Annotated in this window: 23 protein-coding genes and 1 pseudogene; 11 read left to right on the top strand and 13 right to left on the bottom strand. The window is 62.4% G+C overall.

Translation table 11 applies throughout. The features are described from left to right. Positions 1-35: 35 nt before the first annotated feature. Together QMG80_RS13650 and QMG80_RS13645 are read right to left on the bottom strand one after the other, a co-directional pair. The gene (locus tag QMG80_RS13650; protein ID WP_085773303.1) at positions 36-542 is read right to left on the bottom strand and encodes a hypothetical protein; all 507 of its coding nucleotides are present in this window, start codon (positions 540-542) and stop codon (positions 36-38) included. Between the two features lie 232 nt (positions 543-774). Continuing rightward, complete coding sequence (locus tag QMG80_RS13645; protein ID WP_085773302.1) at positions 775-1,368, bottom strand: HdeD family acid-resistance protein; 594 nt, start codon at positions 1,366-1,368, stop codon at positions 775-777. Between the two features lie 429 nt (positions 1,369-1,797). Between QMG80_RS13645 and QMG80_RS13640 the strand changes: the two genes are divergently transcribed. Then, positions 1,798-2,520: a hypothetical protein gene (locus QMG80_RS13640; protein WP_085773300.1), complete on the top strand. Its 723-nt coding sequence runs from the start codon at positions 1,798-1,800 to the stop codon at positions 2,518-2,520. Between the two features lie 171 nt (positions 2,521-2,691). Here the strand turns inward: QMG80_RS13640 and QMG80_RS13635 are convergent, their stop codons facing one another. The 3 genes from QMG80_RS13635 to metG all read right to left on the bottom strand — a co-directional run bounded on the left by QMG80_RS13635 (position 2,692) and on the right by metG (position 6,316). After that, positions 2,692-3,717 carry a hypothetical protein gene (locus QMG80_RS13635; RefSeq protein WP_158658903.1) on the bottom strand — a complete coding sequence of 342 codons (1,026 nt, stop codon included), beginning with the start codon at positions 3,715-3,717 and terminating at the stop codon, positions 2,692-2,694. Between the two features lie 446 nt (positions 3,718-4,163). Next, complete coding sequence (locus QMG80_RS13630) at positions 4,164-4,532, bottom strand: hypothetical protein (RefSeq protein ID WP_085773298.1); 369 nt, start codon at positions 4,530-4,532, stop codon at positions 4,164-4,166. Positions 4,533-4,747: 215 nt separating this feature from the next. Continuing rightward, entirely contained in the window at positions 4,748-6,316 is a 1,569-nt protein-coding gene (gene metG / locus QMG80_RS13625) for a methionine--tRNA ligase (RefSeq protein ID WP_085773297.1), read from the bottom strand. A 251-nt stretch (positions 6,317-6,567) separates the two neighbouring features. Here metG and QMG80_RS13620 point away from each other — a divergent pair, with 251 nt between their 5' ends. Next, the gene (locus QMG80_RS13620; protein WP_085773296.1) at positions 6,568-8,334 is read left to right on the top strand and encodes an outer membrane protein; all 1,767 of its coding nucleotides are present in this window, start codon (positions 6,568-6,570) and stop codon (positions 8,332-8,334) included. A 367-nt stretch (positions 8,335-8,701) separates the two neighbouring features. Here QMG80_RS13620 and QMG80_RS13615 read toward each other — a convergent pair whose 3' ends face one another. Beyond that, positions 8,702-9,079, bottom strand: a complete 378-nt coding sequence (locus QMG80_RS13615) for a DsrE family protein (protein ID WP_085773295.1) — start codon at positions 9,077-9,079, stop codon at positions 8,702-8,704. A gap of 125 nt (positions 9,080-9,204) precedes the next feature. On the opposite strand from QMG80_RS13615, the gene QMG80_RS13610 reads away from it, so the two are divergent. The 6 genes from QMG80_RS13610 (at position 9,205) to QMG80_RS13585 (ending at position 13,328) form a co-directional block, all read left to right on the top strand. Next, positions 9,205-9,813, top strand: a complete 609-nt coding sequence (locus QMG80_RS13610; protein ID WP_085773294.1) for a TetR/AcrR family transcriptional regulator — start codon at positions 9,205-9,207, stop codon at positions 9,811-9,813. Between the two features lie 32 nt (positions 9,814-9,845). Further along, the gene (locus QMG80_RS13605) at positions 9,846-10,502 is read left to right on the top strand and encodes a pyridoxamine 5'-phosphate oxidase family protein (protein ID WP_085773293.1); all 657 of its coding nucleotides are present in this window, start codon (positions 9,846-9,848) and stop codon (positions 10,500-10,502) included. 131 nt (positions 10,503-10,633) lie between these two features. Next, the gene (locus QMG80_RS13600) at positions 10,634-12,010 is read left to right on the top strand and encodes an FAD-containing oxidoreductase (RefSeq protein WP_102938142.1); all 1,377 of its coding nucleotides are present in this window, start codon (positions 10,634-10,636) and stop codon (positions 12,008-12,010) included. An 18-nt stretch (positions 12,011-12,028) separates the two neighbouring features. Beyond that, positions 12,029-12,409, top strand: coding sequence for a nuclear transport factor 2 family protein (locus QMG80_RS13595; RefSeq protein ID WP_102938141.1), 381 nt, complete (start codon positions 12,029-12,031; stop codon positions 12,407-12,409). After that, on the top strand, positions 12,388-13,068 hold the full coding sequence (locus QMG80_RS13590) for a DNA-3-methyladenine glycosylase (protein ID WP_085773292.1): 681 nt from the start codon (positions 12,388-12,390) through the stop codon (positions 13,066-13,068). Before QMG80_RS13595 ends, QMG80_RS13590 begins: the two co-directional genes overlap by 22 nt. Before the next feature lie 65 nt (positions 13,069-13,133). Continuing rightward, the gene (locus QMG80_RS13585; protein ID WP_085773291.1) at positions 13,134-13,328 is read left to right on the top strand and encodes a hypothetical protein; all 195 of its coding nucleotides are present in this window, start codon (positions 13,134-13,136) and stop codon (positions 13,326-13,328) included. 146 nt (positions 13,329-13,474) lie between these two features. On the opposite strand, the gene QMG80_RS13580 is transcribed toward QMG80_RS13585, so the two are convergent. The 6 genes from QMG80_RS13580 to QMG80_RS13560 form a co-directional block, all read right to left on the bottom strand. After that, positions 13,475-14,083: a hypothetical protein gene (locus QMG80_RS13580; protein WP_085773290.1), complete on the bottom strand. Its 609-nt coding sequence runs from the start codon at positions 14,081-14,083 to the stop codon at positions 13,475-13,477. Between the two features lie 204 nt (positions 14,084-14,287). Beyond that, complete coding sequence (locus QMG80_RS13575; protein ID WP_281926139.1) at positions 14,288-15,253, bottom strand: nuclear transport factor 2 family protein; 966 nt, start codon at positions 15,251-15,253, stop codon at positions 14,288-14,290. Next, positions 15,148-15,426, bottom strand: a complete 279-nt coding sequence (locus QMG80_RS21740; protein ID WP_158658902.1) for a hypothetical protein — start codon at positions 15,424-15,426, stop codon at positions 15,148-15,150. Before QMG80_RS21740 ends, QMG80_RS13575 begins: the two co-directional genes overlap by 106 nt. A gap of 104 nt (positions 15,427-15,530) precedes the next feature. Next, positions 15,531-15,971: a GNAT family N-acetyltransferase gene (locus QMG80_RS13570; protein ID WP_085773288.1), complete on the bottom strand. Its 441-nt coding sequence runs from the start codon at positions 15,969-15,971 to the stop codon at positions 15,531-15,533. Further along, entirely contained in the window at positions 15,928-16,851 is a 924-nt protein-coding gene (locus QMG80_RS13565; protein WP_085773287.1) for an EthD domain-containing protein, read from the bottom strand. The genes QMG80_RS13570 and QMG80_RS13565 overlap by 44 nt, the downstream gene beginning before the upstream one ends. Next, entirely contained in the window at positions 16,848-18,068 is a 1,221-nt protein-coding gene (locus QMG80_RS13560; RefSeq protein WP_085773286.1) for an MFS transporter, read from the bottom strand. Before QMG80_RS13560 ends, QMG80_RS13565 begins: the two co-directional genes overlap by 4 nt. A gap of 122 nt (positions 18,069-18,190) precedes the next feature. Here QMG80_RS13560 and QMG80_RS13555 point away from each other — a divergent pair, with 122 nt between their 5' ends. Both QMG80_RS13555 and QMG80_RS13550 read left to right on the top strand, forming a co-directional pair. After that, positions 18,191-19,114, top strand: a complete 924-nt coding sequence (locus QMG80_RS13555; protein ID WP_085773285.1) for a LysR family transcriptional regulator — start codon at positions 18,191-18,193, stop codon at positions 19,112-19,114. Positions 19,115-19,205: 91 nt separating this feature from the next. Further along, positions 19,206-19,539 (top strand): annotated as a pseudogene (locus QMG80_RS13550) (carboxymuconolactone decarboxylase family protein). An 83-nt stretch (positions 19,540-19,622) separates the two neighbouring features. Here the strand turns inward: QMG80_RS13550 and QMG80_RS13545 are convergent. Continuing rightward, positions 19,623-20,102: a peroxiredoxin family protein gene (locus tag QMG80_RS13545; protein ID WP_085773284.1), complete on the bottom strand. Its 480-nt coding sequence runs from the start codon at positions 20,100-20,102 to the stop codon at positions 19,623-19,625. A gap of 89 nt (positions 20,103-20,191) precedes the next feature. Here QMG80_RS13545 and QMG80_RS13540 point away from each other — a divergent pair, with 89 nt between their 5' ends. Beyond that, on the top strand, positions 20,192-20,827 hold the full coding sequence (locus tag QMG80_RS13540) for a TetR/AcrR family transcriptional regulator (RefSeq protein ID WP_085773283.1): 636 nt from the start codon (positions 20,192-20,194) through the stop codon (positions 20,825-20,827). Positions 20,828-20,885: the final 58 nt, after the last annotated feature.

Below are 20,885 nucleotides of genomic sequence, written 5' to 3'. Positions count from 1 at the left end.
GCCGAGACGTCGGGGAAAGGAACGGCTGTTCATGCTCAATAAATAGGAGAGGAAATCGGGCTCGCGGACGCCGGCGCCGGCCTGGCGGGCTTGGCGGGTCTTACGGGGCCATGCGGCCGCTCTCCTGCGGCCGCCGCCGCGCGCCAGCCGCCCCCTGGGCATAGAAAGCTATTCGACGACCACTCGCCCTGCCCGGTTTTCCCGACGAGATTGCCCTTGACGTGGGCGGTGACGCCGAGCGTCTTGATCTCGATCGTCACGGCGCCGGACGAATCGACGAAGCCCGACGTCTGGGGCGAAGGAAGCCCCACGATCTTCGTGAATCTGCCGCTGGTCACCAGCGCGCCGAGCCGCTTGCTGCGAACGGGGCAAAGAGCCCCCGTGGCCGTCGCGTCGATAATCCATTTGCCGTCAAAGGGAGTGGAGGAGCCGGTCGCCGAAGCGCCGAGCGCGACGGCGGCCGCGCCGAGCGCGCCGATAACGGCGGCCATTTGGGCGCGGGAGCCCGCCCAGGCAGGAAGTGTCGAGACCAGCCCCCGCATCACCGCCTCCTCAGGTCCTTCCCGGCGAGCGCGGCGTCAGCCGCCGGAATCGTCGCGATCCTCGCTCGCGACGCTTAGCCTTAGCAGCTTCACGTTACCATATTGCATAGAATCCGTCGCGGCCGCGCGCGGCGTCACGGCGACGAACGGCTCTCGAGCATGTCACGGGAAAGCGCGAAGCGGCCTTCCGATCAGGACATACTCCCAAGTTTTTGATTTGGAGCGCGTCAGTTCAAGCCGGCGGGAGCGACGCCGATGTCCGCAGGCGTAGCGCGATCGCCGCGAGTGCGGCTCCGCCAAAAATCAGGTTGATGCCGACGAGCAATCCCAGCGCCCAGGCGGCGTCGCCGGGAAGTCCCGCCAAGAGGATGACGGCAAGCACGAGATCGACGACGCCGCTCGCGACCATCCAGCCCCAGGTCGAGACGTGCCGCCGGTGATCCACGCCGAAGAAGATCGAGAAGACGCCTTCGGCGATGAAGAAGGCGATTAGCACGAGCGTGAGCGAAACGGCGCCAGCGATCGGCTGCACGAGCAGCATCAGGCCCACGACGATGCCCAGCACGGCCGAGATCAACGACCACCAGAAGCCGGGCGCGCGATGTCCGGAGAAGGTCGAGATAAGGCCGGCGACGCCACTGGCGAAAAAAACCGCCCCGATGACGATGGTCGCGCTGAGGGTGGCGACCGGCGGGATGAGAATCGCCAGCAGGCCGAGCACGAGAAGGATGATCCCTTCGGTGAGATAGAACCCCCATTGATCGTGAATGGCGCTGGCGGCTTTCTGCTCGAGTTGTCGTTGATCGAGAGTTTCGTTCAGGGACATAGGGACGCCTCCATCTTTGCTCGACAATCAACTTGGGCTTCGGAGCCCGACAATCAACCGCCGCTGAAGATGACTTCGATCTCGGCGTGGGCTCCGCTCCGCGCGAAGGGGCGTCGAAAGGTCTTCAAGCAATATATGAAGAGTGAAATGTATCTATCGGAAGGTAAAATCGTTTTGAGTTCATCCTCATGTTGAGAAATCTGCCTCCTCGCCCCTCTCCCCTCGCCTCGGCGCTTTTCGATGAATCGGGCAACGCCAGCCTCGCGATTGCGTTCGAGCTCGTCGCGCGGCGTGACGCTTTGGCGCATGATCACCGAGTCGCGCCATACGCCAACCCGAAGGTCTTTGACTATTCCTGCGGGACGGACGCAGTTATGTCCCGATGGCCGCCGGCCCCCATGGCCGAATTTCTCGTCGAGAGGGACGCTCATGCACAAGATCAAGTTCAGACTGGGCGGAGACGACCTGCGCCCGCGGCCCACCAAGCTCGAGATTCCCGGCTGGGCAGGAGAACCCGAGCCGCGCGCCGACGGCTCCCATGAGCAGGCATGGCACTGCATCCCGTTTACGGAAGCCGCGAAATACGGCGTCGAGGTCTTCTACCCTTATGAGAATGAGCTGCGAGTCACCACGCAGGCCGGGAAGCTCATTCTCGACGGGGATTTCGGCCTCTCCCCGGCGCCCGACCGAAATTGGCCGCCCTTCAGGAACTTCGGCGACGCTTACTACACCTATCAGATCCTGCTGGACCTCAAGCCCGAGGAAGGATTCGCGATCAAGGTCGAGACGCACCCGAGCTTCTACACGGACAAGACCGGAACGGCTCCGATCGCGGTCCCCGCGCTGATCCGCCGATGGTGGCCCATGCTGTATTTCATGGTGTTCAAATCGCCGGCCGAGGGCCAAACGCATATTTTCCGGCTCGGACAGCCGATCGCGCAATTCCTGCCGATCCCGGCGGAGAGCGAGTTCGAGCTCGAGCCGATGGACGCCGATGAGGCGGCGGAGCGAGAGCTGCAGTCACGGCGCATACATGCGAGCCGCGGCACGCTCGGCGCCGACTCGCAGTGGCTGTCGTCGACGAACACGGTCTTCGACGGCACCTATCGCCGCATTCACGGAGCGGCGCGCAAACTTCCCGAGAGTCGCTGAAGCGCACGCCCCACGGATAGGCCTTCCTGCGTTCTCTTGACCGTGACCCTTCGCTTCCCCATTGCGAAGAAAGCGTGTTGCGCAAATAAGCATTTGCGCAACACGCTGATAATCCGAGCTTCCTGGTTCACGTCCGTAGTGCGACCCGAATCCGCGCGACGTCGCAGATCCTCAAAGGGCCGCGTCGCAGGGGGAGCCGCCACCAGCGCGAACCAATCGGCTGCGCGCAGCGTAAGCGAGGATCAGCAGAGCCAGACCCAGCACGCCCTTGCCCGTCTCGGGCGCCGGAGCGCTGCTGACCAAGAGGCCGTTCGTATTGCCGTTGGCGTCCGTGTAGAAGCCAACGATCTGCCCCAAGTCATTGAGGCCGTTGAAGACCGTGTTGTTTATGCCGGACGGCGCGTCGAGCACGGTCCAGCTATGCGTGTTCTCGTTATAAATCACGCCATGGGAGTTGCCGCCGGCCGTTTCCACTCCGACGATCCAACCCTTGTTGTTGACGCCCAGCAGCTGCGTGTTGTCGGCTCCCGGCGCGTCGAGCGTCGTGAAGCTTCCTCCGACATCGAGGAAGCCATGGGTCACTCCGCCCCCGTCGGTATACAAGCCAACGATATCTCCCGCGTTGTTGATCCCCGCGGCAATCGTCGAAACGCCGAGAGGATCGTTGACGGCGGTGAAGGAATTAGCGCCGATGTTGTAGGTGTAGCCATGGCTGTTGCCGGCGTTGTCATTGTAGAAGCCGACCGCCACATTGGAATTGTTGACGCCCAGCAGCTGATTGACCGCAGGTGTGGAGTTTGTGAGCGGATTGTCGACCGTATGGAAGACTCCGGACTGCTCATAGAACCCATGATTGACATCGCCCGTGCCCAAGTTGGTCGGCGCGTAGAAGCCCACCAAGGTTCCGGTGTTGTTGAGGCCCGTCACCTGCGTCTGTGTGGAGCCCGGGAAATTGACGCTCGTGAAAGACGCCGGAGGCGTAAGAGTATAGCCCTGGTTCGGATGACCGGCGGCGCCGCTGCCGAAATAGCCGGCGATGAGACCGGAATTATTGATGCCGAGCAGCTGGTTGAAGGTCGGATCCGCGGGATTATCGAGGGTTTGGAAAACAAAGCCCGCTTGCGCCGGCACGCTTCCAAGCCACATGACCGCGGCAGCCAGAGCTGTTGTAACCAGAGAACGAGAAATGTTTATCATCTGCCCCTCTCAAATACATGCGCAGGCAAAACTTTGCTACGCATTTTCCGAATATGCGCCCCTGCAACGCAGGACGACGCGGCGAAACACATATTCGATATCTTTTATCTCAAGAAATCGCGCAACGCAAGCTAAGACTCGGCAATTTTTTGTTCTTAAGCGCCGTTAACGTCACTAGAGCTGGTTAAGAGTCTTGCAACCTACGGCGACCTCCTTTGAATCAAGCTACTGATGCCGCAAGTCATTGTAGAACTGCGGCGTTTCGGCAGGCAGGCGTCGCGGCTTTCCGCTACGTTCAACCGATATATTCAAGCGAGGCGCGATAGATTCCGCGCTGACTCGCAAGGCTTTTGTCGATGAACGTGGTGTTCGACAGCGCCGATCGCCCCTTCAACGACCGGCGCAGTCTCGGACAGCTGAGCCGGGAGCGCTCCCGGCCGAGCGTCTCAATAGGGACCCCAATAATAATTGTGGTGGTGGTGATGATGATGGTGGTGATGGTGGTAATAGGGGTAGCCATCCCAGCCGCGGTATTGGTGATGGTGGTGGTGATGGTGGTGATGATGATGGTGGTAATAGGGGCCGTCAGGGTATTGGTAATATTGCGCCGTCTGAATTCTTGGCTGAGGCCCTTCCTCGGAAGTCGCGGTCCTCTCCTCTTGCAAGAGTGTTGCGGCGTTGGGAATCGGTCGCAGGAGCTCCATGTAGGACTGCGGCGACATGACCTCAGCGAGGGTCTTGTCTATGGGGGCTACAGCCGCAAGGGGCGCCAAAACTGACATGGCCCCGACGAGGCCGACGGTTTTCTTGTCCATGGATCATTCCTTTCCGAAAGGCGGCGACGCTGAACTTATCCGTGTCGCTGCATCCTCTTTGTCCGCCGAGAGGATGCTCCCGCAGCATCCCAGCCCGCGGCTTAACGCGGTGTGAACGGGGCGACGTCGCGCGATCGGCGTCGGACGCCGGCTGCGAAGAATGACGATCAGTGATAGGACCAAATATAGAAAATAGACGGGAAGCGCCGACTGGCTCACCCCTGCCCTTCCGGCTCGGCGGGCTCGACAAAACGTGGAAACACTGGCGCCGGCGGGGGTAAGGGGGCGCCCTCCGTCAGCGAATCCGCATCGCCTGCGCTTGCGAAATTACGGGCTCCGGGCGGAACCGCTAGCTGCTCCAAAAGCGCGCCCGCGGCCGCCGGGATGAAGGCTTGCAATGGGATCGCCAACCGCCGCAGCGTCTCGGCGGTGACATAGAGGACCGTCGCCATCCGAGCCGGATCCGTCTTTTTCTTCGCCCAAGGCTCCTCTCCCGCGAAATAGCGGTTCGCCTCCGCGACGACGCGAAAGATCTCGGCGAGCGCCAGATCGGGCCGATAGGAGTCCATGGCGCCGCGCGCTTTCTCGAGCGCTGCGGCGGCGTCAGCCAGGATCGCCCTGTCTTGCTCCAGCAGGCTGTCCTTCTTGGGGACGGCGGCGCCGCAATTCTTGGCGATCATCGAGAGCGAGCGCTGAGCCAGATTGCCGAGGTCATTGGCGAGATCGGCGTTGATCCGGTTGACGATCGCTTCGTGCGAGTAGTTGCCGTCCTGGCCGAAGGAGATCTCGCGCAGGAAGAAATAGCGCAGCGGATCGACGCCATAGCGCTGCGCCAGATCAATCGGATCGACGACATTTCCGACCGATTTCGACATTTTCTCGCCGCGCGAGAAGAGGTGGCCGTGCACGACGATCTTCTTGGGCAGGGGCGCCCCGGCCGACATCAGGAAGGCCGGCCAGAAGATCGCGTGGAACCGCGTGATGTCCTTGCCGATGACATGGGCGTCGGCCGGCCAGAATTTTTGCCGATCCCCCTGCCCCGTCAGCCAGCCGGTCGCGGTGATGTAGTTCGTGAGCGCGTCGACCCAGACGTAGCAGACGTGATGCGCGTTCGTCTGCGGGCTCGGCGGGATCGGAATGCCCCAGTCGAAGGTCGTGCGCGAGATCGACAGATCCTCGAGCCCGCGCTTCACGAAAGCGACGACTTCGTTCTTGTAGTGTTCCGGGGTCACGAAGCCCGGATGGGCCTCATAATGGGCGAGCAGTCGCTCTCCATAGGCAGAGAGCCGAAAGAACCAGCTCTCCTCCTCGACCCACTCGACCGGCGCGCCGGACGGGGCGAATTTCTTGCCCTCGCGTTCGACGAGCTCGCCCTCGTCGAAATAGGCCTCGTCGCGCACCGAATACCAGCCGGCGTATTTGGAGAGATAGATGTCGCCATTGGCCTCCATGCGCCGCCAGATCTCGAGCACGTCCGCCTTGTGGCGAGGCTGCGTCGTGCGCACGACGTCGTCGGCCCGCGCATTGAGGACCTCGCCCATGTGCTGGAACTGCGCGGCGGTTCGGTCGGCGAGCTGCTGCGGCGTGAGCCCCTCCTTCTCAGCCGTGCGCTGCATTTTTTGGCCGTGCTCGTCCATGCCGGTGACGAAGAGCACGTCGAACCCGTCGAGCCGCTTCCAGCGCGCGAAGGCGTCGGTCGCGACGCGTTCATAGGCGTGGCCGATGTGCGGCGCGCCATTGGCGTAGGGAATGGCGGTGGTGATCATGTAGGTCGGGCGCGTCATGGCGCGGGTTTATCGCGCTTTCGCTATGGGAGCAAAGCGGCGAGACGCTTCGCGAGAGGCGAGAGCTCGAAGCCTCCCTAAATGCTCTCCGGAGCGTCGCTGATTGCAGCCGGACCAAGTGTTGCAAAAATGGCGCGCTCACCGGAATTCGTCATGGGCAGCGCCGGCTCCCCCGCCCACTTCGTTGACAGGCGCAGCCCGTTGCGGGACGCTTTTGGCCTTGCTCGTCACTGATCCAAGGACACGCATTTATGCGGCGCAGACCCTTTCCCGGGCTGATTCTTCTCGGCGCCACCGCGCTTCAGTTGCTGATTCCCCCTGCCCGCGCCGCCGATCTTCCCTCCGTCAAAGCCGCGCCCGTCTCAGCGCCGGCCTTTACCTGGACCGGCCTCTATCTCGGCATGGATTTCGGCTACACGTGGTCTGCTTCGCCTTCCATCACGGCGCTCTCGGCAAATCTCGTCGACCGATCGCTTCTCGGCTGGGGACCGGCCTCGGCGCTCAGCGCTTCCGGGTTCACCGGCGCGAATCTCGACGGCTTCCTGGCCGGCGGCGGCCTCGGCTACAATTGGCAGTTCCACGACCGCTTCGTCGCCGGCATCGAGGCTGACCTCGAGGGCGCAGGCGTGCGCGGCGGCGGCGGCTTGCGCAATATCGTTCCGAACCCGAATATCTTCGGCCTCTCCGCCGCCGCCGTCACTGGCGCGAAGCTCAATCGCAATCTCGAATATCTGTCGACCGTGCGGGGGCGTTTGGGCTTCGCTCCGACGCCCAATCTCCTCGTCTATGCGACTGGCGGCCTCGCCTTCGGCGGGGTGAGCGAGAGCGCCTCCTTCGGACAGAATTTGAGGCCGTCGTTCTTCGCCGCCGGCGAGGCCAAGGGCTCCGCCTTCGAGAACCGCGCCGGCTGGAGCTTGGGCGCCGGCCTCGAATATGCGCTGACGCCGGCGCTCTCCGCCAAGATCGAATATCTCTATTACGACCTCGGCTCGAAGACGCTGACCAACGCCGAGATCAGTCCGCTGGCGGCGCAAAGCGTTCTTGGACTGCTTCCCATCTTCCTCGCGAACGCGACCAACGTTTCGACGCGCTATGACGGCAATATCGTGCGCGCCGGGCTGAACTACCGCCTCGACTGGAGCGTGCCCGCGGAGAAGACGCCTGCGGGCGCGACGCCGCTTCTCGCTTCGCCGGACTTGGCGAGGCTGGAGGCCCCGCAACTCGGGGATTGGCGGATCTCCCTCGCGCCTTATCTCTGGGCGCTTGGCGTCAACGGAAGCATGACAGCCCGGGGAGAGACCGCCGGGAGCAACCTCTCCTTCATCGACTTTCTGACGAAGACGAGCGCCTTTCCTCTGAACTTCGCCGGCCGCGTCGAAGCGAGCAACGGTCCTTTCGGCGTCTACGGCGATCTCGTGTGGATGCAGGTTCGAGCCTCGGGATCGACTCTGCAGTTGCGCTCGCCTTTCGCGGACGTTCTCGTGGCGGCGAGCGCCGACGGTCATATCAAGCAGACGATGGCGATCGGCGAGGCGGGCGTGAGCTATGAGCTCGCGCGCTGGAAGTTCCTGGGCGCGGCGAGCTCCGTCACGAGCTTGGACGCCTATGCGGGCCTGCGCTACTGGCGCGTCGACCTGGATCTGCAGCTCGACGCGGCCGGCGCGGAGACCTCTCGACTGCTTGGCCTGAACCAGCTCGGCGCTCGCGTCGACGCGAGGTCGGGGGCGCTGCAATGGGTCGACCCGGTCATTGGCCTGCGCGCGCGGCACGAATTCGCGCCGGATCAGCGCTTCGAAGCGCGCGGCGACATCGGCGGATTCGGGGCTGGCAGCGCCTTCAGCTGGGAGTTTTACGGGGGCTATGCGAAGGACTTCGAATTCAACGGGCTGAAGCTCACGGCTTCCGCTGGCTATCGGGCGCTGAGCATTGACTATTCGAGAACGGGGAGCGACGCCCGGCAAGATGGGATCAAGGCCATTCTGCACGGCCCCGTGTTGAGCCTAGGGCTCCGCTTCTGAGGGAGAGCCCATCGTGCGCTTCAGGGCGCCGAAAATGATGCATCTCTGGCGGTCTGGCGGGTCCCCTTCGAGCGCGCCGACGAGAACTCAGACACCTATTGGGATTGGCTGCTCTCGCACGTATACATCATGTATGCGACGCATTCGTCGTCGCCGGGCAGAGCGCGCACATTTCCGTGACATTCTCTAAAATTCCGCCTTTTGGAATCGAGCTCTCTTTCCGCGTCCACCGATGTCCCACGTGACCGCGGCGTGATCCCGTCGGCCGGCGTTGTCCCTCGAACGAAATCGTTCGAGGGACAAGACATCGCTTCCCGCGATGACCCCCAAGGGTGCGCTCCGCGCCGAGCGCCCCACTATTCATTACTCAGAAGGAGACGAGCCGGTAGCCTTCGTCGAGATAGCGCGAGAGATCGATGACGCCGGACGTTCCGGGAATATCGCGATTGCGGATCAGATTGAGGCCGCTCGCCTCCGCGCCTTCGCGCGCGCCGAAAATGTCGGCGCAGCCGGCGCAGACGCCTGCAACCTTGTCGGCCACAGCCTTGTAAAGCGCGTTCGCTGGATGCGCGGCTTTCACGATCTCGGCCGGCCAGCGCGTGCCCGCGCCCTGAAAGACGAGATCGACTTCTTGGCTTTTCTCCTTGAGCTCCAGCGTCAGGATCAGGGCGTTGAAGAGGCGGCCTAAGGCCTCCTCGCCCCCATGCTTGGGATCGGAAAAAACGACGATGGCGGTCTTTGACATGGCAAGCTCCTCTGAGTTTTAATTACCGATCGTTCGGTATATATTGTTTGACACTCGCGAGCGCCCGTGTCAAACATTTTTTACCGATCGATCGGAAACCCATCTCTCCCCTGTCGAGAGCCCCCATGCCGCGACCCCTATCGATAGAAGACGAGGAGCTCATCGACCGTCTGAGCCACTGCTTCCGAGCGGTCGGCTATTCCGGGGCGTCGCTCGCCGACCTGTCCGAGGCGACGGGGCTCAGCAAGGCCGCCCTCTATCACCGCTTCCCTGGGGGAAAGCGGCAGATGGCGGCTGAGGTGCTTACCGCCGCGGGCGAATGGTACGAGGCGCATATTCTCGCGCCGCTTCGAGCCGACGGCGAGCCCGCGGACCGCCTGCGTCTGGTTGTCCGCCAGCTCGATCGCTTTTACGCGAGCGGTCGCGAGGCTTGTCTCCTCAACATGCTTTCGGCGCCGCGCAGCGAGGACAGTCCTTTTGCGGCGGCGATCAAGCAAATGTTTGAGACGCTCATCTTGGCCTTCGCGGGTTTCGCCGAGGAGAGCGGGCAGTCTCCCGATGTCGCGCGGGCGCGCGCCGAACGCGTGGTGGCGATGCTGCACGGCAGCCTCGTGCTATCGCGCGGGCTCGCGTCGAACGCGCCCTTCAAGAACTTTTTGGCCAATCTCGCCGAGGACCTTATCGGACCGGGTGGAAAGCCGACCTCCGCGAGCCAGCGGCGACGATCTCGCTGATCGAAGCGCCCCATCCCTTTAAGGAGGTCGTCATGACCAGCCGCTATCTTCATCAGCTCTTCACGCCTTCGGTGAAGGCCGCGCAGGCCGCCCAGGGCAGCCGCCAAGCCTATGCGCGGGTCGACGCGCCGACGAGCGAGCCAGACCGGCTCACGCCGCGCGAGCAGACGTTCATTGCGATGCGCGATAGTTTCTATATGGCGACCAATAGCGCCTCCGGCTGGCCTTATCTGCAGCACCGCGGTGGTCCTGTCGGCTTCGTCAGGGTCCTAGACGAGAAAAGGCTCGGCTTCGCCGATTTCCGCGGCAATCGGCAATATATCAGCCTCGGCAATATCGAGCAGGACGATCGCGCCGCGCTCTTCTTCATGGACTATGCAAGACGCGCGCGCTTGAAACTGCTGGGCCGCGTCCGGTCGATCGATCTCGCCGACCACCCCGCCCTCGCGGACTTGCTCATCGACGCGGACTATGGCTCGAAGGTCGAGCGCGGGCTCATAGTCGAGATCGATTCCTACGATTGGAATTGCTCGCAACACATCACCCCGCGCTACGCCGAGGACGAGATCGATCAGTTCGTGAAACCTCTGAAGGAACGCATCGTCGAGCTCGAGGCCCTGACGCATCACGCGCTCGAGAACAAAGACGCGCAGGCGCCGCTGCGATCCAGGGCAAATAGAGCGCCATAGTTCTCCTGTGACGAACCGATCCCATTTCTGAGCGCAGCCGTTGACGCGGCCAAATGGCTTCTCGTCCGGCTCGCCCTATTGTCACTGGTTCTTATATTCACTTGACGCCTTGTGCCGCTGGAGAGGCTGTCATGCCCGACTTCGATGCAATCGTCATTGGCGCCGGCCAAGCTGGCCCCTCTTTAGCCTTCCGCCTGGCCGAAGTCGGCATGAAGGCGGCTATCGTCGAGCGCCATCTCGTCGGCGGCACTTGCGTAAACACCGGCTGCACCCCGACCAAGGCCTTGGTGGCGAGCGCCTACGCCGCCCAGCTGGCTCGGCGCTCCGCAGAATATGGCGTCGAGATCAAGGGCGACGTCAGCGTCGACATGCGGCGGGTCAAAGCGCGCATGGACGCGATTGTGGCCGCATCGCGGAACAGGCTCACCTCCGCCCTCGAAAAGGCCGAAAATATTTCGCTCTACCGCGGCCACGCGCGCTTCGTGTCGCCGCAAGCCGTGCAGATCGGTGCCGAGCGGCTGAACGCCGCACGAATCTTCATCAATGTCGGCGGCCGGGCGCTCGTTCCAGCAATGCCGGGGATAGACGAGACGGCCTACCTGACCAATTCGTCGATGATGGACGTCGATTTCCTGCCGCGCCATCTCATCATTATCGGCGGCAGTTATATTGGCCTCGAGTTTGGCCAGATGTACCGCCGCTTTGGCAGCGAGGTGACGATCATCGAAATGGCCCCACGGCTGGTTCCCCGTGAGGACGATGAGGTGTCGGCGGCGATCAAGGACATCGTCGAGCGCGAGGGCGTCAATGTCAGGTTGAACGCCAAATGCATCAGCCTCGGCAGGCGCGGCGACGGGATCGCCGTAAAGGTCGATTGCGCGGACGGCGCTCCCGAAGTCGAAGGCTCGCATCTGTTGCTGGCGGTCGGCCGCCGGCCAAACACCGACGATCTGGATCTCGACAAGGCCGGCGTGCGCTGCGACGAGCGCGGCTACATCATCGTGGATGAGCAATTGCAGACCACGACGCCCGGCGTCTGGGCTCTCGGGGATTGCAACGGCAAAGGCGCCTTCACCCACACCGCCTATAATGATTTCGAGATCGTCGCCGCGAATTTGCTCGATCACGATCCGCGCAAAGTGAGCGATCGTTTGACCGCCTATGCCCTTTACATCGACCCGCCCTTGGGCCGCGTTGGCATGACTTTGGCGCAGGCGCGCCAGAGCGGGCGGCGGGTGCTGGTCGGCGAGCGGCCGATGACGCGCGTCGCCCGCGCCGTCGAAAAGGGCGAGACGCAAGGCTTCATGCGCATACTCGTCGATGGCGACAGTCGAGAACTCCTCGGCGCCTCATTGCTCGGTACGGGATGCGACGAGGTTGTCCACGCGATCCTCGATGTGATGTACGCCAAGGCGCCCTACACCATCATGCAGCGCGCGATGCACATTCATCCGACGGTGAGCGAGCTGCTGCCGACGATATTGGGCGATCTGAAACCGATGGATTGAGTAGGAGCGAAGATCCAGATGGCAGACGACGACATCCGAACGGCTCTGGATCGCCACTGGGCCGCCTCCGATGCGAACGACTTCGAGACGGAGCACGATATTTATCGAGAAGACGCGGTGCTCGAATATCCGCAATCGGGCGAGCGCATTCGCGGGCGGCGGAACATTCAGTCGTCTCGCGCCGCGCAACCGAACCGCAAACGCTTCACTGTGCGACGGATGATCGGCTCGCGGGATCTCTGGATCACCGAATTTCTCTTGAGCTATGACGGACGGCCGTCCTACACCGTGAGCGTTATGGAGTTCCTCGACGGGAAAGTGGCCCGCGAAACGCAGTATTTCGCTGATCCCTTTGAGCCGGGGCCTTCGCGAGCGCAATGGGTCGAGCGGATGCCTTGAACCCTCAAGGCCATGAGGACCTCTATCTGCCGCTCGCGCGTACGGCGCTCCCCGCCGACACCATCGCGCTCGCCCGCTTTCTCATCGGCAAGATCGTGGCGCGCGCGTTGCCTGAAGGCCGTGTCAGCGGCCGCATCGTCGAGACGGAGGCCTATGTCGTCGGCGACGCTGCGGCGCACGCCTACCGGGGAATGACGCCGCGCAATCGCTCGCTCTTTCTCGAGAGGGGCCATGCTTACGTCTATTTCACCTATGGCAGCTCGTTCATGCTGAATGTCTCGGCGGAATCGGCCGGGGTCGGAGCGGGCGTCCTCATCCGGGCGCTCGAGCCCCTGGAGGGTATAGCGATCATGCGCGCAAATCGCGGCGTCGACCGCCTGCGCGATCTGGCGCGCGGACCGGGAAGGCTTGCCAAGGCGTTGCGCATCGATCGTCGCCTCGATGGGCTCGACCTCTGCCGCCAAGGGCCTTTGTGGTTGGCGCACGACGACGACGAGCCCGGCGAAATCGGCGAGAGCGTGAGGATCGGCATCACGCGGGAGACGCATCGCCAGTTGCGATTTTATTCGGTGGGCAACCCCTTTGTGAGCGGACCGAAGTCGCTGAACATCAGTGACGGGGATCATCTTTGCAGGCGACGTCACACACCAAGCGGTTAACGCATTATGCTCCTGACAAAGCGCGCCGCAAGCAGGGCCTGTCCTGGAGGAGATGCATCAGTTTCTTGCAGCCCTCTTGGCTTTCCATCCACGCCTGCGCCCATCGGCCAAATCCCGAGAAAGAAGCGCGCGCCCCGGTCTCCTCCGCCGCCGAGCTTTTCCAACGCTACGGGGCTCGAGTCGCTATTGAGGTCTATGGCTACGATGGCCGCGAGAAGCTTGAGTTCTTCAACGAGCGCCACAACAGCCGTAGCGACTAGGACGAGTAGTTCTTGTTCGCGACGTACAGGTTATACATGGGTTCTCCGCGACCATTGTATTTGCACTGACGCCCCAGAGCTTAGCTGGCCTTCGTCTCGCAAGGAAGGTGATCGGGGACGCGTCCCTGAGCGGCGGAGAAATACGTTCAAGCGAGGTTGTCCCGCCCGGTCGCCTCGTCCGCTCCCGGTAGGTCAAGAGCAGAACGCAAACGTCCAGCGCCTCGTTGATACAGCTTCGCGTACGAGGCGGAAGTCAGCAGATCGGCGCTGGGCGCAAAGCCGTCGACGCATCTGTTGAAGGGAATGGCGCCGCAGCCCGGCACGCGGCATGCCATCTTGTCTCTCGGGCATTTATTGAAATTGCATAGCCGTCCCAGATATCGATCGCTGCCCGGTTCAATCAAAAAAAGTTCGACTTGGTGATCAGCAATGCTCGGCCCCCCTCCCCTCTCATATCCCCTCCGCAGGGCCGAATCCCGGGCGCGACGGAGAGCATCGAGCCTATGCTGCGACGAAATCCATACCGCCAGATCGAGATCCTTGCATTCATGCCAGACAGTAATGCCGGCGCGACGGAATTCGCGGAACCGCGGGAGCTCCTTCCACAATGGCTTGGCCACTGACCCGATCACCGCGACGGCTTCGACTTCCTCGAAACCCATCAGCGCGTCAGTGACGATATCCGCAGCCCTACGAAAATCGTGTTGCCGCCGCAGCAAAAAACGATTCTGCTTTTCTATGTCAGCGGGTCTCAAGGATCACTCCGGAAGCCTGGTGAATCTGCTTGCCTTGGCGCTCTCGACAGCCTCGACAATCAGGCGTTGGACTCGCGACTATTGTCACGAGGCCTAGTCAGCCGATGACGATTCCCGGAAACTGCGGCAGGTCCAGAACGGGCATCTGACACGTCGTGGCTGTAGTCATCCGCCTGTTCGGCTTTGGCGCTTATCACAATGCGATTAGTTCTTTTTGGCCGTCAACGCAGTCCAGGCGGCGTGCGAGTCCATGTAATCTCTCCAGCGAGCAATTTTACGATTCTCGAGTTCGATAATCGAGCAGAATCGATTTTCGTAACTTGCGCCTGTCGCAAGGATCGTCCCGTGAACATCGTACTCGATCACGACAACCCGGCCATTGTCCGCCTTGTTAACAATCAAGCCGTCCGCTGATCGGAGCCGGATGCTGCCGACATATCCTTGGAATTGGTTCATCAGCTCGGCGCGCCCTCTCACCACGAGAGGCCAACCCAGGTCGTAACGAACCTCATAGGAGATATCGCCGGCTACAACGTCGAAGAAGTGCTCGCCGTCGACGAGCTCCCCCAGCGCCTGTCGAACCAGTGTGAAATAGGGTTCTGCACCAACATAGGCGGAATATTTATCGAGCATTTTCTTACTCCGTAGGATTTCGGCTTGGTTGTCCGCTGGCGACGGGGCAACCCATTCTAAGGGATCAACCCTGCGTCCGAACATGATCTCACAGAGTCGTGCCGCCGATTGACCTATGCCGCGCATTGTCGTGATCCATACTGCTGTTGACACACCGAGACCCAGACCAATCAATACTGGGATCATGTGTGCAGACATGCCCGCATTGAGGCAGTTCGCGCCGGTTGTGGCCAAGGCGTAAATGATGCCACAAATAAGGACATCGCGACGCGTCGACGCCAGAGGTTGGGTAGAGCGGATCGGAGCGCGATCGGGCCAGACCCAATAACTCTTGTCCGAGATGAAGCAGTTGAGTGGTATGGTTGTGACCGCAATCGCGGCATACCAGAACAGTGCGTATCGCCAGCCGAACTGCGCAGACAGCAGATGTCCTAACGGCCAGAACACGGACGATGCCAAGCCTCCGAGCAGCGTGATTTGAGAGATTGGACGACGCGCCTCCGGGACGCGATATACAGCTCGATGGTGCTGGTGCACGCGAGCCCGATGCAGCCGAGGGCGTTCACAAGCGCACCGATGCTCAAGACTAACCATCCGCCGTGACGATCCACCAAACGCCCAGCCACGGGCGAAATCACGCCCATTACCAGCAATGAGGCTGAGAACCCACCATAAATAACGCCTCGGGTCCAACCAAGGTCGCGAGCCATTGTCTCGCCGAATACACCAATCAGATAATAGGTTATTCCACAAGAGAATAGTTAGATGAGCCCGAGAGCGACAATAATCCGACGCGCGATCACGTCTTATTCTCTTACTCATCTGAGGAAGGAAGCATGATGTTGCCGCGACCAAGAGCACGCTGCATCATAACTGTATCGACCCAATGACCCAGCTTGAACCCAACGGAACGAAGAACGCCGATATGTTGAAAGCCCAGCTTCTTATGCAGGTCGATCGACCCGGTATTTCCGCTGTTTCCAATGACGGCAAGCATCTGCCGCCAGGGACCGGTCTCACAGCGCGAAACCAGGGCATGCAGGAGTGCCGTTCCAATTCCACGCCCTGCCAGCCCGTCAGCCACATAGACCGAATCCTCGATTGTATAGCGGTAAGCGGGACGTGGCCGGTAGGCGGTCGCGTAGGAATATCCAACGATCCGACCATGGGTTTCAGCGACGAGATACGGAAGGTTGGCGCCGCCGGCCCCCTCATGACGTTGCCGAGGCCTTTTCCGGCGCGAGTTGATCGACAACGGTGAAGGTCAGGCCAGTCCAATACTCGCCTGCGCCGGCGATCGCGATGGATCGTTCCGCCTCCTCGATGGCGGCATGAGCATCGGACAGCAGGAAGTTCTCGACATCCTTCATCGAAGCGAAGGCCATGAGCGTCACGCCATCGATCCGGCTGGCTATGGGGTGGAAGAATGGCGCGCCCTTCGCGGCGGGACCGATGTTGTGCAATTGGACGTAGCGCTTCACGAGACGCTGCGTATCGGCCTGGCCGACCACCAGCTTGGCGTGGTCGTGCAGCCAGCGGCGCTGGAAGGTCTCGCGGTCGAGATCATCGCGCCGGATGTGCGTCTTGATCAGGACGATCGAGTCGTCACCAGCCGTGTTCGGCATGATGATGAACTGGCGGGCGAGCACCGGTCCGAGATCCCGGAAGATCGCCTGATCCTCGGGAAGGATCTTGCGACGAACACGCTCAGCGCCGAGAACCGCGCCGAGATCGTCGAGCCCCGCGAAGTTGAGATACGCGACCCCGTCCCACTGCGGACGTCGGTAGGGCTCGACGTGACCGACGATGGTCTCGAACAGGCGACCGTCCGCGTCGAGCGGCGGCCGGTAAGGCGGCGGGTTCAAGCTTGTCGGTCCCGACGCCACACGGTGAATCTGATCGTAACGCAGCAGGCGACCGATGGTCTTGCGGTCGTCCGCCTCGTCGGGATGGAGGAAACGTGGGCCATGCACCTTGCGCCAATAGTCCCCCCATGTTTCGAAACTGAGATTGGGGTCGGGTTCGGACACGTTGGCGGCCGGATCGGCGCGCAATAGGAACGAGAACAGCACCGTCAGCGGAGCGGTTCGAGCGTCGGGCTCGGTTGACGTGGACGGTGCGACAGAGGCGGTCATCGGGCGTACTCCTTTGAAGCGAAGGGAATGGATGGCGGAAGGAGAGAGCGCAGCAGCGCGACGAGGCCGCAGGCGGCGCCTGTGAGGCACACACCGACCCAGCCGTAGCGGCTCCAGGCCCAGCCGCCGGCGAGCGCACCGATCGCCATGCCAATCATGGCGGCGGTCATCAGTAAGCCGTTCAGCCGGCTGCGCGCAGCGGGGTCGATCGTCGTGACGATGGTCTGGTGCGAAACCAGCGCGGCCATGACGCCGAGATCGAACAGCACCGCCCCCGCGATCAGCGCGGCGATCGAATGCGGCGACGCCAGCATCAGGATGAAGGCTAGAGCGACCAGCAGACAGCCGAGGTGGATCGCGATGGCAGGCCCGCGGGCGTCAGCGAGGCGTCCGAACAGAGGGGCGCCGAAGGCGCCGGCCGCGCCGGCCAATCCGAAGGCGCCGGCCACACCCGCACCGAGGCGGAATGGCGGCTCCGCCAGCATCAACGCCAGTGTGGACCAGAAGGCGCCGAGGGTCGCCGCCAGCAAGCCTTGGGTCAGAAGAGCCTTGCGTAGCACCGCGTACCGCCCGACCAAGGTGACGAGGCTCAGGAGCAAAGCGCCGTAGGAACCGTTGGCGGTCGCCGGCTGGAGCGGCAACCAGCGCCAGACCACAACGCCGACCAGCGCCACCATGGTGGCGGCCAACGCGTAGATCGCTCGCCAGCCGAAGAGATCGCCGACAACCCCACCCAAGGTGCGCGACAACAGGATGCCGCAGAGCAGTCCCGTGGTCACAAGCCCGATGGTGCGCCCCCGCTCTTCGGCCGTCGCGAGTTGCGCCGCCATGGGCACGAAGTCCTGGCCGAGGCTGCCGAGCAGTCCGACGCCGAGGCTGACGGCGAGAAGCACGGAAAAATTCGGTGCGAGAGTCGTCGCCAACAGGGCAAGCACGAGCAGGATCGACTTGGCGAGGACCAGCCGCTTGCGGTCGATGAGATCGCCGAGCGGGGCCAGCAGCAGCATTCCGAGGGCATAGCCGGCTTGGCTCACCGCCGGGACGAGGCTCGCCGATTCCGATCCGATGCCGAATGTCCCGCGTACCAGCAGGACCACCGGTTGGATGTAATAAACATTGGCGACGCCGACGCCGGCTCCGATCGCCAGAAGCCAGATCGGTGGTGGGATCGACCGCCTCCCTTCGTCTTTATGGGTGGAATGTGATGGTCCTGGCATGGCGCCGCTCCGTGGGATGCGGGCCGGACGACCCTACCCGGAGCATTTTATTGGCGACTGTAGTGGCGATAAATCGCCTCATATGGCAATATGAGTTGACTGATAGTCTTCAATAGGTCGCGATGATTTCCACCGAACACCTCAGTGGCATAACAGCCTTCGTCCAGGCCGCCGACGCGGGCGGATTCACGCTGGCGGCCGAGAGGCTCGGCCTCTCGAAATCCGGCATCGCCAAGAGCGTGGCGCGGCTCGAGGATCGACTCGGGGTTCGATTGTTCAACCGAACAACACGTCGCTTCGCACTGACGACCGAAGGCCAATCCTTCTACGAGACCTGCGTGCGGGTCCTGGCCGATCTGGAAAACGCCGAGGCGGCGCTAAACGCCCATCGCCTGCAGCCACGTGGGCGCCTACGGGTCGATCTGCCTGTGGTGTTCGGTCGACGCTGGGTCCTACCCGTGCTCCTCGACATTGGCGAGCACTATCCAGAACTGTCGCAGGAAGTCTCGCTGACCGATCGGCGCATTGATCCGATTGACGAAGGCATCGACCTGGTGATCCGCATCGGCGATCTCGATGACAGCTCCATGCTCGTCGCCAGAAGACTGGGTGTTCAGCAATCGGTGCTCTGCGCCAGCCCCGATTATCTCGACAGGCACGGTCGCCCCACCTCGCTCGATGATCTGGGCGCTCATGCCTGCATCGTCTTCGGCCGGAGCGGACAGTCCTTGCCGTGGTGGTTCCTGGATGGGAAGGGCGCGCCCATGGCGAAGCCCGTCTCCGGACGGCTCTCGTTCAACCACAGCGACGCCATCTGCGACGCGGCCCTCGCCGGCCAAGGCATCGCGCTTCTCTCGACCTGGCTGATTGCCGACCACTTACGCGGCGGACGACTTGCTCGGGTGCTGCCGGCGGTGCCGACGCGAGGCTTTCCGATCCACGCTCTCTGGCCGCAGACCCGGCAGATGAGCCCGAAGGTGCGCGTCGTGGTCGACGAACTGGTGAACCGCTTCCTGCCCGACCCGCCGTGGGATCCCGACAGATGAGCTGCCGCTTCATCATTCCTGCAAGCCTGTCTTCTCGTCCTCGACACCAAAATCGCCGGATATGCCGGCGCGCAGAAGAGGATGACAAACTATGACGCAACACCACCAGAGCGGCGCCGAAAGCTGGCTGCGACGCGGACAGCGCCCTCGCTGAAATCGACGGCGAGGCGGGCGCCAAGGTCATCGCCGCGCTGGCCGATGTCGCGCCCGATTTCGCCACCTACCTGCTCGAATATCCCTTCGGCGACATCTACAGCCGTCCCGGTCTCGATCTTAAGGCGCGTGAAATCGCCACCATCGCGGCCTTGACGGCGCTCGGTAACGCCACGCCGCAACTGAAGGTCCATATCGAAGCCGGATTGAACGGTCTGTTCGCCGCTAAGGAAGTCTTCTCGCTGCTGACGGACCGGGTCGTGGCGAGGTGAGATAATCGTTCCCTGAAGAAGGAAAGTAGCATTGCACGCCGTTGACGCCCCTCCCCTCACCTCGATGCGTCTGAGACACTCAATCACGCGCCCTTCGTGTTGAGATAGGCGACCATTCCGATCACGTCCTCCGCGACCAGCCTGCCGATTGGCCCGCTGGAATAGACCGCATTCAGGACATTACCCTCGGGATCCAGCAAAAATCCTGTCGATTGAAGATATCGTGGCGACGGGTTGGTGTAGGCCCCGGTGACGAGCGCGACGTGGTCCGCGTCGGCGCTGTGTCCCACGGGGAAGCGTAGCTTGTATTTTTCGATTGTTCCTTTCGTGGTCGCCTCGTCATCGACCGAAAGCGCGGCAACCTTGATTCCGACTTCCGCCAATTTCTCGCTTGCGCGCTGGAAGCCCCCAAGCTGCGCCTGGCAATAAGGGCACCACGCGCCCCGATAGATCAGGATGACGCCGTATGATCCGTGGAGGGATTGCGGAATTGGAATGACCCCGCCGCCCACAGCGGGGACTTCGAGGGACGGAAAGAGCTGGCCATTTTGCAAGCGGCTCATCTTGGGCTCCTGAAAGTGGACTATCCAGTCCAGAATGATGTGCCACGACGATACTGGACTGTCAAGTCCAGTTGGCGTAGCCTTTCGAAATGTCCTCGATTCGAGATCCTGGCTCCCGTCCTTTGACCGCGCGGGGCGCGGCTACGCGCGCGCGCATCGTCAACGCCGCCGCTGACCTGATCTATGAACGCGGGGTGGAGCGAACGAGCCTGGACGACGTGATGGCCGAGAGCGGCGTGAGCAAGTCGCAGCTCTATCATTACTTCGCGGACAAGGACGCGTTGGTGCTCGAGGTGATCGCGCGGCAGACCGAGCGCATTTTTGAGTCCCAGCGCCCCGATCTCGAGGCGCTCGAATCGCTGGCCGCCCTGAAAGCCTGGCGCGACGGTATCCTGCGGCTCAACAAGGCGACGAGGGGCAAAGGATGCCCGCTCGGATCTCTCGCGAGCGAGCTCGCCAATGATTCAGAGCCGGCGCGAAAACGCCTCGCCGACGCTTTCTCCCTGTGGCGCGATCGCCTCGAAGCGGGGCTGGCGAAGATGCGAGACCGCGGCGAAATCGATGCTTCCGCCAATCCCCATGACCTGGCTCTAGCGCTATTGAGCGCGCTCCAAGGGGGGCTTCTCCTGGCCAAGACGTCGCGTTCGAGCCGCCCGCTGGAGGCCGCTCTCGACATGGCCATCGATCATATCGCCAGGCGCGCGACCGCGCGGACGGGATGCTGATTGATGTTGGTCTGGCAGTCCTGGAACAGCCCACCCGGAGCTTTCCGTGGTCGTGTCG

The sequence above is a fragment of the Methylocystis bryophila genome (assembly GCF_027925445.1).
Classification (GTDB): Bacteria; Pseudomonadota; Alphaproteobacteria; order Rhizobiales; family Beijerinckiaceae; genus Methylocystis; species Methylocystis bryophila.
The sequence above is the reverse complement of the archived record's forward strand: the minus strand, read 5'-3'. Positions and strand labels throughout refer to the sequence as shown.

Coding starts and splice junctions, on each gene's coding strand:
- QMG80_RS13635 (WP_158658903.1), bottom strand. CDS start 3,717: ATGATAAACATTTCTCGTTCTCTGGTTACAACAGCTCTGGCTGCCGCG.
- QMG80_RS13615 (WP_085773295.1), bottom strand. CDS start 9,079: ATGTCAAAGACCGCCATCGTCGTTTTTTCCGATCCCAAGCATGGGGGC.
- metG (WP_085773297.1), bottom strand. CDS start 6,316: ATGACGCGCCCGACCTACATGATCACCACCGCCATTCCCTACGCCAAT.
- QMG80_RS13540 (WP_085773283.1), top strand. CDS start 20,192: ATGTCCTCGATTCGAGATCCTGGCTCCCGTCCTTTGACCGCGCGGGGC.
- QMG80_RS13650 (WP_085773303.1), bottom strand. CDS start 542: ATGCGGGGGCTGGTCTCGACACTTCCTGCCTGGGCGGGCTCCCGCGCC.
- QMG80_RS13590 (WP_085773292.1), top strand. CDS start 12,388: ATGGGTCGAGCGGATGCCTTGAACCCTCAAGGCCATGAGGACCTCTAT.
- QMG80_RS13645 (WP_085773302.1), bottom strand. CDS start 1,368: ATGTCCCTGAACGAAACTCTCGATCAACGACAACTCGAGCAGAAAGCC.
- QMG80_RS13595 (WP_102938141.1), top strand. CDS start 12,029: ATGGCAGACGACGACATCCGAACGGCTCTGGATCGCCACTGGGCCGCC.
- QMG80_RS13620 (WP_085773296.1), top strand. CDS start 6,568: ATGCGGCGCAGACCCTTTCCCGGGCTGATTCTTCTCGGCGCCACCGCG.
- QMG80_RS13600 (WP_102938142.1), top strand. CDS start 10,634: ATGCCCGACTTCGATGCAATCGTCATTGGCGCCGGCCAAGCTGGCCCC.
- QMG80_RS13605 (WP_085773293.1), top strand. CDS start 9,846: ATGACCAGCCGCTATCTTCATCAGCTCTTCACGCCTTCGGTGAAGGCC.
- QMG80_RS13610 (WP_085773294.1), top strand. CDS start 9,205: ATGCCGCGACCCCTATCGATAGAAGACGAGGAGCTCATCGACCGTCTG.
- QMG80_RS13545 (WP_085773284.1), bottom strand. CDS start 20,102: ATGAGCCGCTTGCAAAATGGCCAGCTCTTTCCGTCCCTCGAAGTCCCC.
- QMG80_RS13640 (WP_085773300.1), top strand. CDS start 1,798: ATGCACAAGATCAAGTTCAGACTGGGCGGAGACGACCTGCGCCCGCGG.
- QMG80_RS21740 (WP_158658902.1), bottom strand. CDS start 15,426: ATGGCTCGCGACCTTGGTTGGACCCGAGGCGTTATTTATGGTGGGTTC.
- QMG80_RS13560 (WP_085773286.1), bottom strand. CDS start 18,068: ATGCCAGGACCATCACATTCCACCCATAAAGACGAAGGGAGGCGGTCG.
- QMG80_RS13630 (WP_085773298.1), bottom strand. CDS start 4,532: ATGGACAAGAAAACCGTCGGCCTCGTCGGGGCCATGTCAGTTTTGGCG.
- QMG80_RS13555 (WP_085773285.1), top strand. CDS start 18,191: ATGATTTCCACCGAACACCTCAGTGGCATAACAGCCTTCGTCCAGGCC.
- QMG80_RS13565 (WP_085773287.1), bottom strand. CDS start 16,851: ATGACCGCCTCTGTCGCACCGTCCACGTCAACCGAGCCCGACGCTCGA.